The sequence below is a fragment of the Plantibacter sp. genome (genome assembly GCF_059073635.1).
The window spans coordinates 130,631-145,201 of sequence record NZ_JCACOF010000008.1 but is presented as its reverse complement, the minus strand read 5'-3'; the positions used below and the strand labels follow the sequence as shown (position 1 = coordinate 145,201).

Genomic DNA, 14,571 nt, shown 5'->3' with positions numbered 1-14,571 from the left:
ACTGCTGACCGGGTGGATCCCGGCCGCTCGGGACCGTTGCGGTCCCGACTGAGCACAACGCTATCCCGGGACATCGTCGTTCCTCGCGGATTCGGTGGCCGGTGCCGCGATCGCCTCGATCTCGAAGACCCGCGCGACGTCGGTCGCCGAGGCGGACGGGTCGGTGATGAGGAGGCGCACCGCGTCGACGACGAGTCCGTCCACGGGCGCGGTGACGGTGCCTGCGGTGTTGTCGTCGAACCGTCCGACCTCGACCCAGGCACCGCCCGTCCGGACCTCGATCGTGAAGTCACGGAGCACCGAATCGGTCGAGACTCCCCCGGCGTAGCCGCTCTTGACCCTGACCTCGGCGAGCGCCGTCGGGGTCTGCCAGGCGGCCGTGATCGTGGGTGCCGTGTCGCCGACCGCGGAGATCCAGCGACTCGCGTCCGTGCACACGCCGTCGACGGCGAGCGCCCCGCCGGTGTCGGCGCGCAGCGACGGACGAGGCACGCTGACGGTCGCACCGAGTGCCACGTTCGTGCCGCCGACGCTTCGCCACGAAGGCCCGGACACGATGTCCTGCGAGCGAGGTCCCGCCGGTCTCGGCCGACGCCGCTCGCGGGGATCGCCGCGTACCGGACGGTGCCGCGGGTGGTCTCGCTGAGTGGCGCACGTCAGGTAGAGCACATCCGTGCCGCTCGACGGTCTCCGCCCGCAGCCGTTGCTGGCCGAGTCGATCGGATCGCCGACCGTGCGGGCCGTCCAGCGCGGTGCCGGCTCGTCTCGCGCTCCAGCCGGACCACCTGGCTGCGGTTCTCGCCGCAGACCTGCACGGCGAGGACCGCGTACACGCGGTCGACACCACCGGCGCTCGTCGCGTCGATCGCCGGCGACGGTCGAGACGCCGGAACCGAGCGCGGAGGCGTCGATGAGCGACTCGTCGCTCCAGGCGCCGCCGTCCCACGAGGTGTATCGCACGTCGTACGCGGTCTCGATCGGCTTCGACGAACCGGTAGACGATCCCCGCGAGCTCCGTGCCGTCGAGGGCGAGCTTCGCGGTCTGCAGCGCCGGCGTGTAGCTGCCGATGGCCTCACCGGCACCGAAGGGGCGCCAGACGACGGATCCCGGGGTGGTCGGGGTGATCGGTCCGGTGAGCGCGGTCCCCGCGACGTCGGCGAAGGAACCGTCGGACGGGTCGTACGTCGCGTACGAGCCGAGGTGCCGCGCCGGGTCCGCCGGGAACGGGCCCCATTCCCACAGCACGTGGACGCGGCCGTCGGCGTCCACCTCGAGGTCGTCGGGGTAGAAGGAGTAGCCGGTCGCCGCGGCGACCACCGCTTCGCGTTCCCAGACACCGGTGTCGAGGTCGTACCGGTAGAGCCGACCCTCCCGCCGCCCCTGCGTGTCCGTCCCGACGCGCACGAGCACCCAGGCGTCGCCGTCCGGGCCGCGCGCCGTCACCGGATAGGTGATCGCCGCGTCGAGGTCGGGCATGGACGACGTCGCCTCCACGAGCGAGGTGACGTCGCCGGGTGCACTGGACCGGAACACGTTCCACTGCTCGTTGTGCATCGACACGAAGGCGTGGATGATGCCGTCGCCGTCGACCACGATCGACGGCTGGTTGTGGCCGTTGTCGTCGGTGAAGGTCACGCAGGCACCGCCGGCCGTCGAGCGCAGGCACCCTTCGGTCCACGTCCCGTCCGCGCCCCGCGAGGCCAGGTGGACCTCGTGCTTGGACGCGGTGGACGCCGGCGCGTTGAAGGCGAAGTAGGAGACACCGTCGACGACGTCGAGCGGTCGCCACCAGCCGGCCTGGTTCGACGTGTCGACGGTGACGGGCACGGTCTCGACCGTGTCGGTCACCGCACTCCCGCCCGCGTCGCTCCGCACCGGTCCTCCGGGGGCGGCGACCGCCGGCGCCGTCACCCCCAGCGCGAGGACCGTGAGCGCGGCCGCGGCGAGCGCGCGGACGGTGTTCGATGAGCTGCGTCGCATGGTTCCCCCGGTGCCGGTCACAGTCGTCCGATCGTCGATCCGCGGCTCAGCCGACGAGCTTCTGCGCGGCTGCCCCGGCGGCCTTCATGGCTTCGGCCGGCTTGCTCCTGGCCGACGAGGACCGCCTGCACCTTCTCCGCGATCTTCGTCTCGATCTGCGAGTACTGGACGAACTTCCAGAACGGGTTCGTCGAGCTCGTCTTGGTGATGCGGTCGCTGAAGTTCGTGGCGAACGAGTCGTTCTTCACGGCGTCGGAGTTGAGCGCGTCCTCGGTCGCCGGCGGCAGACCACGGGCGGCGAAGTCCTCGAGCACGGTCTCCGGGTCGGACGTCACCCACTGGGCGAAGTCCGCTGCGGTGCCGGCGGCCGGACCGTCGACCACGGCGAGCGCCCCGCCCCACACGAGCGCACGCGGCGTGTCACCCTGCTTGAGGACCGGCCGGGAGACCGGCTGCAGCTTGCTCGCGAAGTCGGGGTCGGGTGATTCGCCGGTCACGGCGCTCCGTCCGACGATCGCGTCGTCGTAGATCGCGGTGCGCCCCTGCGCGAACAGCGAGCGTGCGTCGAAGCGGTCGACGTCTGCTGCGATGAGGCCCTGGTCGTACAGGCTCTTGTACCAGGTGACCGCCTCGATGCTCGCGTCGTCGCCGATCGTCACGGTGTCCCCGTCGACCAGCGGGCTGCCGAAGGTCTGCATCCAGATGAGGATGTCCTTCAGCTGCGCGGCCTTCGTCGACGCCGCGTAGGGGATCATGCCGTTGCCGAGGCCCTTGAGCTGCTTGAGTGAGCCCTCGAACTCGTCGATCGTCGTGGGGAACTCGCCGATGCCGGCCTGGTCGAGGATCGCCTGGTTGGTGACGAGGCCGATCGCGCCGATCGTCCACGGGAGGCCGTACTGCACGCCGTCGAACGACGCGGCCGTGAGTCCCGCCTTCGTGTAGCCACGTCCTTCGGTCAACCCGGACACGTCCTGCAGCTTGCCGAGGCTCGCCAGCGAACCGAGCCAGGCGACGTCGACGTGGGCGACGCCGGAGAACTGCCCGCCGCGGACCTGCAGCATGAGCTGGTTGATGTACTCGTTGTAGGGGAAGGACACCTCGCCGACGTCGATCTTGGCCTTGCCCTCGTACTTCTGCAGGAGGCTCTGGATGGCGGGTGCCGAAGCCTTCTCGGTGAGCGACCAGCTCGCGAAGTCGAAGTCGGTCGCGGTGCCGCCGGCGGTCGCCTTCGGGATGGAGCCGGCTCCTGGGTGCGGCTCCGGTCGGGGCGCACCCGGCGAGGGTGGCCGCGGCGACGCCGATGCCGAGGAACTGCAGGGCGCGGCGGCGGGTGATGACGGTCTGCTGTGCGGCGGTGGCGAAGGACGGGGTGGTGTGGGACATGGCTCCTCCTCGAGCGTGATCCTGGTGGGACGTGTCTGGGTTGGTGGAACGGATTGTGGGGAGGCCCGGCGGCGGGCCGGTTCGGTGTGCTGCGCTCAGCCCTTCACGGCACCGGCGGTCAGTCCGCCGACGAGGTGACGCTGCAGGGCCATGAACGCGATCGCCACGGGTAGGGAGACGACGAGGGACGCGGCCATGAGCTCGGGCCAGGCCGTGGCCGCCTCACCGACGAAGGTGTTCACGAGGCCGGGCGGGAGCGTCTGCTTGTCGGGACCCGCCAGGGTGAGCGCGAAGATGAAGTCGTTCCACCCGCGGACGAAGGCGAACAGGCCCGCGGCGACCAGGCCGGGTGCGGACAGCGGCAGCACGATGGAGTGGATGATCCGCAGTCGGGACGCCCCGTCGACGCGAGCCGCCTCGATGAGTTCGTCCGGGATCGTGTCGAAGAACCCCTTCAGCATCCAGACGCACAGCGGCAGGGTGAACGTCGTGAACGAGAGCACCAGCGCCGCATAGGTGTTCAGGAGTCCGTAGGCGCTGAACACCGAGTACAGGGTGATCAGCAGCAACGCCTGCGGGAACATCTGCGAGGCGAGCACGAAGTACATGAGGGATCGACGGCCGCGGTAGCGGAACTTCGAGAACGAGTACCCCATGTAGGCCGAGACGATCACGGACAGCAGGGCGGTGATGACGGACACGATGATGCTGTTCCGCAGGTAGCCGAACAGGTCCGGGTTCGATGCGAGGGCGGTGTAGGCCTCGAAGCTGATCTCCGTGGGGAAGAGCTTCGGTGGGTACGAGAAGACCTGGGCCCGTGGGGTCAGCGAGGTCGCCAGCAACCAGTAGACCGGCAGCAGCCCGAAGCCGCCGCAGACGATCACCGCGACCCAGGCGCTGATCCGCACCGCCCGGCTCTCGGATCGGAAGAGCGACGGACGACGCCGGAGCGTGCCGAGCTCGGTGGCGGCGAACGGGGGCTGCGGGTCCGGCGTGGTGTCCTGCGGCGCAGGCGGGTGCGGTGGAGACGCTCATTTCTGCTCGCCTTTCTCCGAGAATCGGACGTAGACGACGACGAGCGCCATCAGGAGGATGAGCCAGAGCAGCCCGAGGGCGCCCGCGTGGCCGAGGTCGAAGCCGCGGAAGGCGGTCTCGTACACGGCGGTGGCGAAGGTCTGGGTGCTCCCAGCCGGGCCGCCGCCCGTCAGGACGTAGATGATGTCGAAGTGCTGGAAGTTCCAGATGAACTCGAGCAGCAGGACGAGGCCGATGATGCCCTTCAGCTGCGGGACCGTGATCGAGAAGAAGCGTCGGATGGTCCCGGCGCCGTCCATCTCGGCCGCCTCATGGAGTTCCTGTGGCACGGTCTGCAGGCCGGCGAGCAGCATGACCATGATCCAGGGGAAGGACTGCCAGGTCTTCGCCACGATCACCGCGAACATGGCCGTCTGCGGTTGTGCCAGCCACGCCTGCGCGTCGATTCCGAACAGACCGAGGATGGCGTTCGCCACTCCGTAGTTCGCGTTGAAGATCCACATCCAGAGGAACGACACGACGACGCCCGGAACGAGCCACGGGATCAGCATGAGTCCGCGCAGCATCTTGGCACCGCGGATGCGCGTGTTGAGTGCGAGGGCGAGCGCGAAGCCGATGATGAAGGGGGCGATGGTCGTCCCGAGGGTGAAGACCATGGTCTGCCCGAGCAGCTTGAGGAAGTCACCCTGGAGCACGTCGATGATGTTCTGGAGTCCGACGAACTCGCGTCCGGGGACGACCAGGCTCTGCTTGAAGAACGCCGTGACGAGCGCGGTCAGCAGCGGATAGGCGACGACCGCCACCAGGAGCGCGAGCCCCGGGAGGACGAGGACGAACGCGAACATCCCGTCCGGCATCCGTCTTGGTTTGTTCGAAACTGTATCTAACTGTGAAGTCGTCATACTCACATCCTTGTGAGGAGCATTCCGCTGCATGCGGGGCTTCCTGGGGCGGCGGCGCTCTTATCAGCGGCCAAGTGTTGTTCAGCATGCCCGGTGTCCGCGTGACAGGTCAACGCGCGGTGGTCACGGTTCCATAACGGACTGTTCATACTTGATTGAAACTGTCTCTTAAGAGCGTCCGTCCGCTGCCGGAGTGGACATGGGAGAGTTGATGGGTGAACTACGACCTCAGCGCTCCTGCTCGCCGCGACATCAAAGGCCTCACGGCCGCCATCGAGTCGGCCGAGGACGCTGCTTCACTGCAAGCGCGTCTGAGCGTGCCCCGCTACGGCGTGTTCGACCTCGTCGGCCGGGCCCGCCGCTCGCCGATCATCGGCGGACTCCTCCTGGCCGGCACGGCACTCGATCAGAACGGCAAGCCGACGAAGCCGCTGCAGGTGCTCGAGTCGATCCCCGAGCTCGACCCCGTCGACCCTGATCCCGGCGCCGTCGTCGCGCAGCTCGCCGAGCTCTCACACGGCGACCTCGTCACGGTGCGGTTCTCCGATGGCGCTTACGGCGACTTCGGAGTGACCGGCATCGCCGTCTGGTCGGTCCCCGGCACCACCTTCCTCGTGGGCGGCTGGCTCATCGGTTCCGCGGGTGCGCCGGCGCCCCGGGTCACCGAGCTCGTCCGTCTCGCACCCGTCGGCGACCACCCCTGGCCCGTCCCGGCCCAGATCACCGTCGTCGGCGAGGACATCGGCATCGACTGACCGCGCTTCGTTCGCCCATGTTTGGGCGAACGAACAAACATTCGCCCGAAGATGGGCGAACGAACGGACACACCGGAGGCGCTGGGGGGCGAACCGATGAGCAGGATGGTCCGCGAAGTCGTCTCGGCCGGGATGATGTGCCTCCCGCTGGCAGCTGGGATCGTCGCTGCCTGGACCGTTCTCCCGACCGCACCCCCGACGCTCGACGTCCACGTCGACCGGAGCGGAGTCGGTCGACGGCACCGCGCCGACCTGGCTCGTGGTCACGGTCCCGCTCGCGCTGTCCGTGGTCGCCGCGGTCCTCGGCCTCGCCGGGCTCCGCGAGTCGTGGCAGGCGAACCGTCGGGTGCAGCGAGCACTCGCCGGAGGAGCAGCCGTGCTGGGTCTCGTCGTCTGGATGTGGTCGGTGGAGTTCACCCGGCTGGCCGGCACGGGAGCCGACCTGGTCGCGCTGCCGGTCGTCCTCTCGGTGTTCGGCGCGATGTTCTGGGGCGTCCTCTGCTTGGTCGTCACCCCGCCTGATCTCCTCGCGGACTGAACCTCGGCATGGGCACCACTCCCCATTCACCGCTCGAGACGCTCGACCTACGCTCGTGATGTCCGAGCAGTCGAACGAGAGGAACATCATGACCACACGAACGATGCGCAGCAGGATCGCCCTCGCGGGGGCCGCCCTCGGCCTTGCCATCGCCGGCTCCGTCGGCGGCGTGGCGACCGCCGCACCGGCCCAAGCCGCCGGCCAGTGCGTCGACTACCAGTACTCCGCCGGTGGCGACGGGAGTTGCGTCGCCAACATCCAGACGCTCCTCAACGCCTTCGGACCGAGGATCCCCGGTGGTGTGTCCAACCTGGAGGTCGACGGTCAGTTCGGCGAGCAGACCCGGGCGGCCGTCGTCGCCTTCCAGACGTACTGGGGCATGCAGGTCGACGGCGTCGTGGGCGCCGAGACCTGGAACATCCTCTGCGGGCCGCAGATGGGCCCCGGCCCGATCTCGTGGTACCCGTACGACGCGGCTCGCGCCTCCGGCTGCAACATCTGACCGGACCCGCACGACGACACTCCCTCGCCCGTGTTCGGGCGAGGGAGTTCTCGTTCGCCCGGGAACGGGCGGACGAACGCGGCGGTTACTCCGCGTCGAGGGTGAAGAGCTGCGCCTGCTCGGGAGCGAGGAGCGGCATCGCGATCCCGACCTCGGCCAGCGCGCGGCCGGTGAGCACGACCGAGCCCTCGGTCAGCCACACCGGCGGCACGTCCTGGATCGACCGGGCGGGCGCGCCGAGGTCGAGCGGGCGGACCCGATAGCGACGCTCGGGATCGAGGCCGGGCACGCGAAGTGGCGCGGGGATCGCCGTCAGCGGTGCGGCGAGCGCCACCTGCGCGACGATCGCGGACGAGCGGTCCTGGGCGATCACCCCGTGCGCGTGCAGTGCCGGGTCGGCGCTGTCCATGCGGACGACCTCGCCCGTGTGCAGCAGCGGGCGGAGGCGCTTGTAGTGCGCGATCCATGCCGCGATCAGCTCGAGTTCCGACTCGCTCGCCTCGTTGAGGTTCCACTCGATGCCAGCGCTCCCGAAGAGGGCTGTGGCCAGGCGGAACGCGAGGTCCGAGGTGCGCCAGGTGGTGTGCGAGCGCGCCGCACCGAGGTGACCGCCGAGATACTCCGGTGGGATCACGAGCCCCGTATAGCGCTGGATCGACTGCCGCTCGAGCGGGTCGTTCGTGTCGCTCGTCCACACCCGCTCGACCCGTTCGAGGATGCCGAGGTCGATCCTCGCGCCACCTGACGCGCACGACTCGATGTCGACACCGGGATGCAGGGCACGCACCTCGTCGAGCAGTCGGTAGAGCGCCGTCGTCTGCCGGTGCGCCGAGCCGCCGAGGAGGTCGCGGTTGTGGTCCCACTTGAGGAACGCGATGTCGTACTCGGTCAGCAACGCGTCGAGTCGGCCGAGGAGGTAGGCGAAGGCGTCCGGGTTGTCCAGGTCGAGCACCCGTTGGAAGCGCCAGCTCGGAGCGTCCGGATGCCCGAGGACCCAATCGGGATGCGTGCGCGCGAGCTCCGAGTCGGGGTTGACCATCTCCGGCTCGACCCACAGCCCGAAGTCCATGCCGGCACCGGTCACCGCGTCGATGAGTGGCGACAGCCCGCCCGCCCAGCGTTCCGGGTCGACGAACCAGTCGCCCAGCGCACGGCGGTCGTCCGTGCGGCCGGTGAACCAGCCGTCGTCCAGGACGAACCGCTCGACGCCGACGCGCTTCGCCTGCTCGACGAGGGTGAGCAGTGTCGGCAGGTCGTGGTCGAAGTACACGGCCTCCCAGGTGTTCAGCACCACCGGGCGGGGCTTCGTGATCGTGCTCCACGAGCGGATCCAGGGGTGCAGTCGCGCGGAGACGCCGTCGAGACCCGCGTCGGAGTAGACGGCGACCGTCCACGGCGACTCGTAGGTCTCCCCCGGCGCTAGCGTGACCTCGCCGGGCGCGAGGAGTTCACCGGAGCCGGTGACCACGGGGCCGAGTGGCGAGCGCTCGCTCCAGATCACCTTGTCGCCGCTCCACGCGAGGTGCGTCGCCCACACCTCGCCGCTGCGGAAGTCGAAGCCTGGTGCGCCCGTGACGGACAGGAACGCGTCGTCGTGACCGGGTCGTCCGTGACGGTGCTCGCGCGTCCAGGCACCCTGCCCGAGGCGGTGGCGCTGCGGCGTGCGCTCGTGCGTCCAGAGACCGGTGAAGTCGAGGAGTTCGGTGGCGCGGTCGGGAACCGGGAGCACGACGGCGAGGGCGTCGACGGCGAGTGGTCGGTCGACCTCGGCGTCGTTCCGCACGGTGTGCCGGACGCGGAGCACGCCCTGGGGGGTCAACTCGATCGTCGAGACGATCGCCACCGCGGCACGCTCGTCGGACGTCGTCAGGACCAGCGAGGTGTCGGTGGCCTGCTGGTCGATCAGCCGCAGCGCGAGCAGGTTCGACGCATCGGTTCCGCCCGGCCGGTGCACGCCGACACCCGGGCGGCCGCTCCAACCGTCGAACACGGTGGGCAGGAGGCTGAGGCGCGGCGGGGCGTCGATGGAGGAGGGCGGGATCGCCGGCGTCAGCCCGTGGGCGAGGGCGATGAGGGAGTCGGCGGCGAGTTCGCCGACATCGGCTCCCCAGTGGAGGATGGTGGGCACCTTCGTGCCGCGGGCGTCGACGATCAGGCTGACGCCCGCGGCACGAAGGTGGTGGATCACTGTTCTGTTACTCCTTGACGGGGATGGACTGCGCCTTCAGGGCGTCGATCGTCGCGGACTGGCCCTTGGTGAGGGCGTCGAGCAGGGTTCCGTCACCGGAGACCGCAGCCTTGAAGCCGTCGGACACGTCGTTGTACGTCTGCGTCATCGTCGGACCCCAGGCGAAGTCCTCAGACACCTCGGAGGAAGCCTCCGCGAAGACATCGTAGATCGGCTGGCCGCCGTAGAAGTCGACGCCCTCCTTGAGGACGGGCAGGTTCAGGCCCTCCTTCGTCGCCGGGTAGATGTTGGCGCTCTTGTTGAGCATGGTGAGCGCCTCGTCGGAGGTGTTCAGCCACAGCGCGAACTTCGACGCCTCATAGGGGTGCTTGGAACCGGTGAAGACGGCGGTCGAGGAACCGCCCCAGTTGCCGGCCGCGGAGTCGCCGGCCTCCCACTGCGGAGCCTTCGCGACGGCCCACTTGCCGGCGGTGTCGGGAGCACCCGACGCGATGGAGTTCGCGCCCCAGACGGCGGAGTTCCAGGTCCAGGCGGCGCTGGAGTTGTAGGCGTTGTCCCACTCGGTCGTCCAGGTGGGGACGGTCGAGACGAGGTCCTCGTCGATCAGGTCCTGCCAGTAGTCGGCGACCTTCTTGGAGGCGGGGTCGGTCAGGTCGACGGTCCAGTCGGAGCCGTCGTTGTTGAACCAGCTGCCGCCGGCCTGCCAGACGAAGCCGGCGAACTGGTTGATGTCGCCCTGCGAGAAGTTCGTGATGTACGCACCGGTGGCGCGGACCTTCTTGGCGGCCTCCTTGTACTCGGCCCACGTCGTCGGGATGGCGATCCCGTTCTGCTCGAACAGGTCGGCGCGGTAGAACATGGCCATCGGGCCGGAGTCCTGCGGGACGGCGTAGACCGAGTCGGACTCACCGAGCGAGACCTGACCCCAGGTCCAGTCGACGAAGTCGTCCTTGGCGGCCATGACGTCGTCGCACGCACCGAGGTCCATGAGGCCGTTCTGCACGCGGAAGTTCGGCAGGGCGTCGTACTCGATCTGGCCGAGGTCGGGGGCGTTGCCGGCCTTCAGCTGGTTGAAGAAGTTCTGGTAGGTACCGCTGTTGCCGTTCGGGCCGGTCTGGACCTTGACCTGGATGTCGGGGTTCTCCTTGTTCCAGACGTCGACGACCTCTTCGATGCCGGGGATCCAGGAGGTGAAGCTGAGGTCGACCTTGCCCTCGGCCGGGGCGCAGGAGGCAGCAGCACTGCCGCCCTCCGACCCGGTGGAGGAGCAGCCGCTCAGGACGACGGCCGACAGCACCGCTGCGGCGACCGCTGTTCTCTTGAGGTTCATAGCGAATCCGTTCTTCTGTGAATGGTGCGGGATGGGTGTTGGTGCGGGATGGAGAGGAGTGTCTGCTCGTCGGTCCGACTACTTCACGGCGCCGGCACCGAGGCCGGAGCGCCAGAACCGCTGGAGCAGGAGGAAGGTGATGACGAGCGGGATGATCGACAGGAATGCGCCGACGAGGACGTAGAGGCGCAGTTCGGGGATCTGGTTGACCTGCGAGTTCCAGGAGTAGAGCCCGAGGGTGACCGGGAACAGGGCTTCGTCGCGCAGCATGATGAGCGGCAGGAAGAAGTTGTTCCAGATGGCGACGAACTGGAAGAGGAACACGGTGACGAGCGCCGGGAACATGAGTCGCACGGAGATGGTGAAGAAGGTCCGGATCTCACCGGCGCCGTCGAGACGCGAGGCCTCGAGGAGTTCCTCGGGCACGCTCGACGCCGCGAAGATCCGCGTCAGGTAGACACCGAAGGGGCTCACCAGCGAGGGCAGGAAGACCGCCCAGAACGTGTTCGTGAGGCCCACCTGGCTGAAGATGAGGAACAGCGGGAGCGCGAGCGCGGTCGCGGGGACGAGCACACCGCCGAGGACGACGTTGAAGATCAGGTCGCGTCCCGGGAACCGGTACTTCGCGAGGGCGTAGCCGCACATGGCTGCGAAGAGCGTGCCGAGCAGTGCGCCGAGGCCGGCGTAGAGCACCGAGTTCAGCATCCACTTGAGGTAGACGCCGTCGCGGTAGGCGACGAGCTGGCCGATGTTCTCGAACAGGTTGAAGTCCGCGAACCAGAGCGGAGCCGAGTTGCCGAACTGCGCTGACGACTTCGTCGAGGCGATGAACAGCCACCAGATGGGGATGAGGAAGTAGAGCGTGAAGACGAGCATCACGATGAGCGCGCCGGCGCGCGACAGGCGGCTCTCCTGCGGGCCGCGGCCGGTGGACAGGATGGCGGTCATTTGCCTTCCTTTCGCTGCGTGAACTTCAGGAACCCGAAGGAGAGGACGAAGGTCGCCAACGCGAGCACGACCGAGAAGGCGGCTGCGAGGTTCACGTTCGGGATGGACGAGGTGGTGTAGACGGTGAGGTTCGGGGTGAAGGTGCTGCTGACGGCCGAGCTGAAGGTGCGGAACACCTGCGGCTCGGCGAGGAGCTGCAGCGTGCCGATGATCGAGAAGATCGCCGTGAGTACGATCGCCGGCATCACGAGCGGGATCTTGATCGACCAGGCGATGCGCGCCTGACCGGCGCCGTCGAGCCGGGCGGCCTCGTAGATCTCGGTGGGGATGGAGAGCAGCGAGGAGTAGATGATGAGCATGTTGTAGCCGACGAACACCCAGGTGACGACGTTCGCGATGGCCCAGAGCACGAGATCGGCCGAGAGGAAGTCCACGCTCTGCGTGACCGCGGTGAACGGCGACAGGTTCGGCGAGTAGAGGAAGCCCCACATGATGGCGGCGATCACGCCGGGCACCGCGTACGGGACGAAGAACGCGAGGCGGAAGAACCGCTTGCCCCGCAGGAGCGGCGAGTCGAGCAGCAGCGCGAAGAGGAGCGCGAGCCCGAGCATCACCGGCACCTGGACGACGCCGAACAGGAGCACCCGTCCGACGGACTGCCAGAACGGGCCGTTCTGGAAGACCTGCACGTACTGCGCCAGTCCGCCGAACACCTCCCGGGCCTGACCGAAGGTGCCGTCACGCTCGATCACGAGCAGCGACTGGTAGACCGCGTACCCGATCGGCACGAGGTAGAACAGCGCGAACAGCACGGCGAACGGGACGATGAAGATGGCGATCGCCCGCTTGTGCTGCACCACCGCCTTCGGCAGCTTGGCCGCCCTCGGCGGGCGGACGGGCCGTGGCGACGTCGCCTCGGCCGTCTCGATGTTGACGCTCATCGCGTGCGGTCCTCTCTGATGACGCGCACGGCGCCGGCTGGCACGCGTGCGATGGAGTCGACGGGTTCGCCGGTGACGAGCTCGCGCCCGCTGGCCGGCAGCTCGACGTCGTTCGTCGAGTGGTTGATGAGGAAGAGGTAGCTCCGTCCCTCATCGGCGCGGCGGACGACCTCGAGGCCCGGCTGGTCCGGATCACCCTGTGGCAGCGCCCCGGCCCCCGCGGCTGCGTCGCGGAGCACCTCGTCGAGTGCGCCGGCGTCCAGGTTCGTCGCGAGGTACCAGGCGTCGCCGCCACCCGCGATGCGGTTGCGCGTGATGGCCGGGCGACCGGCCGACGGGCCGTCGGCGAAGGAGTCGACGACCTCGGCTCCGCGGGCGCGGGTCCGCTCGGACCATGCCGTCGCGGTCCGGCCCGACGCGAGCGTCAGCACCTGGCCGGGGAGGACGGGGGCGAACTCCTCGACGTTGACGCCGAGCAGCTCGCGGAACGCACCGGGGTAGCCGCCGGGGCGGACCCGGTCCTCCTCGTCGGCGATCCCGCTGAAGAACGTGACGACGGCGTGCCCACCGGCCGCGACGAAGTCCGAGACGACCGCGGCCTCGCTGTCGCGCACCAGGTACAGGTTCGGGACGACGACGAGCCGGTAGGCGGAGAGGTCGGCGCCCGGACGCACGACGTCGACGGTGTGACCCAGACGACGCAGCGACGCGTGGACCGCGTGGACCTGCGAGAGGTGGTCGATCGCGTGGGTCGGGCGGCTCTCGCCGTCGGCGGCCCACCAGTTCTCCCAGGAGAAGAGGAGCGCCACGTCGGCCTGGACGCGCGTGCCGGTGATCTCGTCGAGTCGGTCGAGCGTGCCGCCCAGCTCGACGACCTCGCGCCACACGTCGGAGTCGGTGCCCGCGTGCGGCAGGAGGGCCGAGTGGAACTTCTCCGAGCCCTGCAGCGACGCGCGCCACTGGAAGAAGCAGATCGCCTCCGCGCCCTTCGCGACGTGCGTGAGGGAGTTCCGGGTCATCTCGCCCGGTGCCTTCGCGAGGTTCTGCGGCTGCCAGTTGACCGCACCGGTGGACTGCTCCATGAGCAACCACGCGCCGCCACCCGGCGAGACCGCGCGTGAGGTCGCTCGCGAACGCGAGTTCGGCCGTGGGGTCCGCGAGGCGGTTGTCGAGGTAGTGGTCGTTGGCGACGACGTCCATCTCGGGCGCCCACTGCCAGTAGTCGAGGTTCCGGATGTGCGCGGTGACCATGAAGTTGGTCGTGACGGGCACGGAGCTGTGGCGGCGCAGGACCTCGAGCTCGGCCCGGTAGTAGCCGAGGAGCTCGTCGGAGGAGAAGCGGTGGAAGTCGATGACCTGGCTCGGGTTCCGGCTCGACAGGGTCAGGCGCGGCGGCAGGATCTCGGCGAAGTCGCTGTACTGCTGGCTCCAGAACGACGTGCCCCACGCGGTGTTCAGACGCTCGATCGTCTCGTAGCGGGCGCGGAGCCAGCCCCGGAAGGCCTCGGCGCTCTCGTCGTCGTAGCAGAGCGCGTTGTGGCAGCCGAGTTCGTTCGACACGTGCCAGAGCTCGACGGCGGGGTGCGCGCCGTAGCGGACGGCGACGCGCTCGACGAGTTCGAGGGCGTAGCGACGGAAGACCGCGGACGACGGGCACCAGGCCTGGCGACCGCCGGGGAAGCGCGTCGTCCCGTCCTCGGTCTCGGGGAGGATCTCCGGGTGCCGGAACGTCAGCCACGGTGGGGCCGATGCGGTGCCGGTCCCGAGGTTGACCCGGATGCCGGCCTCGTGGAGCAGGTCGAGGATCTCGTCGAGCCCGGCGAAGTCGAACTCCCCCGGCCGTGGCTCGAGGTGCGACCAGCCGAAGATGTTGAGGGCGACGAGGTCGACGCCCGCCTCCTGCATGAGCGCGACGTCTTCGCGCCAGACGGACCGATCCCACTGCTCGGGGTTGTAGTCGCAGCCGTAGGCGATGCCGTCGTGGCTGAACGTGGGGGTCGTGCTCATGGTGCCTTCCGCGATCTGTGAACGTGCACAGATCGAAGAGCGACAACTCCACGTTGAGAGT

General features: G+C 69.0%; 13 protein-coding genes and 1 pseudogene. 3 read left to right on the top strand and 11 right to left on the bottom strand.

Annotated elements, in window-relative coordinates; all coding sequences use genetic code 11:
* Positions 1–60: 60 nt before the first annotated feature.
* The 5 genes from AC5JOC_RS07900 to AC5JOC_RS07880 all read right to left on the bottom strand — a co-directional run bounded on the left by AC5JOC_RS07900 (position 61) and on the right by AC5JOC_RS07880 (position 5,244).
* Positions 61–300: a hypothetical protein gene (locus AC5JOC_RS07900; protein WP_494246048.1), complete on the bottom strand. Its 240-nt coding sequence runs from the start codon at positions 298–300 to the stop codon at positions 61–63.
* Positions 290–1,981 carry a BNR-4 repeat-containing protein gene (locus tag AC5JOC_RS07895; RefSeq protein ID WP_494246046.1) on the bottom strand — a complete coding sequence of 564 codons (1,692 nt, stop codon included), beginning with the start codon at positions 1,979–1,981 and terminating at the stop codon, positions 290–292. Before AC5JOC_RS07895 ends, AC5JOC_RS07900 begins: the two co-directional genes overlap by 11 nt.
* A 17-nt stretch (positions 1,982–1,998) precedes the next feature.
* Positions 1,999–3,078: an extracellular solute-binding protein gene (locus AC5JOC_RS07890; RefSeq protein WP_494246044.1), complete on the bottom strand. Its 1,080-nt coding sequence runs from the start codon at positions 3,076–3,078 to the stop codon at positions 1,999–2,001.
* A 381-nt stretch (positions 3,079–3,459) separates the two neighbouring features.
* Complete coding sequence (locus AC5JOC_RS07885; protein ID WP_494246042.1) at positions 3,460–4,272, bottom strand: carbohydrate ABC transporter permease; 813 nt, start codon at positions 4,270–4,272, stop codon at positions 3,460–3,462.
* A 123-nt stretch (positions 4,273–4,395) separates the two neighbouring features.
* Complete coding sequence (locus tag AC5JOC_RS07880) at positions 4,396–5,244, bottom strand: carbohydrate ABC transporter permease (RefSeq protein WP_494246040.1); 849 nt, start codon at positions 5,242–5,244, stop codon at positions 4,396–4,398.
* Positions 5,245–5,516: 272 nt separating this feature from the next.
* Here AC5JOC_RS07880 and AC5JOC_RS07875 point away from each other — a divergent pair, with 272 nt between their 5' ends.
* The 3 genes from AC5JOC_RS07875 to AC5JOC_RS07865 all read left to right on the top strand — a co-directional run bounded on the left by AC5JOC_RS07875 (position 5,517) and on the right by AC5JOC_RS07865 (position 7,096).
* Positions 5,517–6,056 carry a hypothetical protein gene (locus tag AC5JOC_RS07875; protein WP_494246038.1) on the top strand — a complete coding sequence of 180 codons (540 nt, stop codon included), beginning with the start codon at positions 5,517–5,519 and terminating at the stop codon, positions 6,054–6,056.
* A gap of 259 nt (positions 6,057–6,315) precedes the next feature.
* Positions 6,316–6,594: a hypothetical protein gene (locus AC5JOC_RS07870; RefSeq protein WP_494246037.1), complete on the top strand. Its 279-nt coding sequence runs from the start codon at positions 6,316–6,318 to the stop codon at positions 6,592–6,594.
* A gap of 88 nt (positions 6,595–6,682) precedes the next feature.
* A complete protein-coding gene (locus AC5JOC_RS07865) occupies positions 6,683–7,096 on the top strand; it encodes a peptidoglycan-binding domain-containing protein (protein ID WP_494246035.1) in 414 nt (137 codons plus the stop codon).
* A gap of 85 nt (positions 7,097–7,181) precedes the next feature.
* Here the strand turns inward: AC5JOC_RS07865 and AC5JOC_RS07860 are convergent, their stop codons facing one another.
* The 6 genes and pseudogenes from AC5JOC_RS07860 to AC5JOC_RS07835 all read right to left on the bottom strand — a co-directional run.
* Positions 7,182–9,284 (bottom strand): alpha-galactosidase, encoded by a 2,103-nt coding sequence (locus AC5JOC_RS07860; protein ID WP_494246033.1) that lies wholly within the window; start codon positions 9,282–9,284, stop codon positions 7,182–7,184.
* Positions 9,285–9,291: 7 nt separating this feature from the next.
* On the bottom strand, positions 9,292–10,614 hold the full coding sequence (locus AC5JOC_RS07855) for an ABC transporter substrate-binding protein (protein ID WP_159876557.1): 1,323 nt from the start codon (positions 10,612–10,614) through the stop codon (positions 9,292–9,294).
* Between the two features lie 78 nt (positions 10,615–10,692).
* On the bottom strand, positions 10,693–11,562 hold the full coding sequence (locus AC5JOC_RS07850; protein WP_079704354.1) for a carbohydrate ABC transporter permease: 870 nt from the start codon (positions 11,560–11,562) through the stop codon (positions 10,693–10,695).
* The gene (locus tag AC5JOC_RS07845; protein ID WP_079704353.1) at positions 11,559–12,503 is read right to left on the bottom strand and encodes a carbohydrate ABC transporter permease; all 945 of its coding nucleotides are present in this window, start codon (positions 12,501–12,503) and stop codon (positions 11,559–11,561) included. The genes AC5JOC_RS07850 and AC5JOC_RS07845 overlap by 4 nt, the downstream gene beginning before the upstream one ends.
* On the bottom strand, positions 12,500–12,742 hold the full coding sequence (locus AC5JOC_RS07840; protein ID WP_494246357.1) for a Beta-galactosidase C-terminal domain: 243 nt from the start codon (positions 12,740–12,742) through the stop codon (positions 12,500–12,502). Before AC5JOC_RS07840 ends, AC5JOC_RS07845 begins: the two co-directional genes overlap by 4 nt.
* A gap of 39 nt (positions 12,743–12,781) precedes the next feature.
* Positions 12,782–14,408 (bottom strand): annotated as a pseudogene (locus AC5JOC_RS07835) (beta-galactosidase); the annotation flags it as partial.
* Between the last annotated feature and the right edge of the window lie 163 nt (positions 14,409–14,571).

Excerpts from the sequence above, each read along its gene's own strand:
- AC5JOC_RS07865 (WP_494246035.1), top strand. The coding sequence starts at position 6,683 with ATGACCACACGAACGATGCGCAGCAGGATCGCCCTCGCGGGGGCCGCC.
- AC5JOC_RS07855 (WP_159876557.1), bottom strand. The coding sequence starts at position 10,614 with ATGAACCTCAAGAGAACAGCGGTCGCCGCAGCGGTGCTGTCGGCCGTC.
- AC5JOC_RS07895 (WP_494246046.1), bottom strand. The coding sequence starts at position 1,981 with ATGCGACGCAGCTCATCGAACACCGTCCGCGCGCTCGCCGCGGCCGCG.
- AC5JOC_RS07880 (WP_494246040.1), bottom strand. The coding sequence starts at position 5,244 with ATGTTCGCGTTCGTCCTCGTCCTCCCGGGGCTCGCGCTCCTGGTGGCG.
- AC5JOC_RS07845 (WP_079704353.1), bottom strand. The coding sequence starts at position 12,503 with ATGAGCGTCAACATCGAGACGGCCGAGGCGACGTCGCCACGGCCCGTC.
- AC5JOC_RS07850 (WP_079704354.1), bottom strand. The coding sequence starts at position 11,562 with ATGACCGCCATCCTGTCCACCGGCCGCGGCCCGCAGGAGAGCCGCCTG.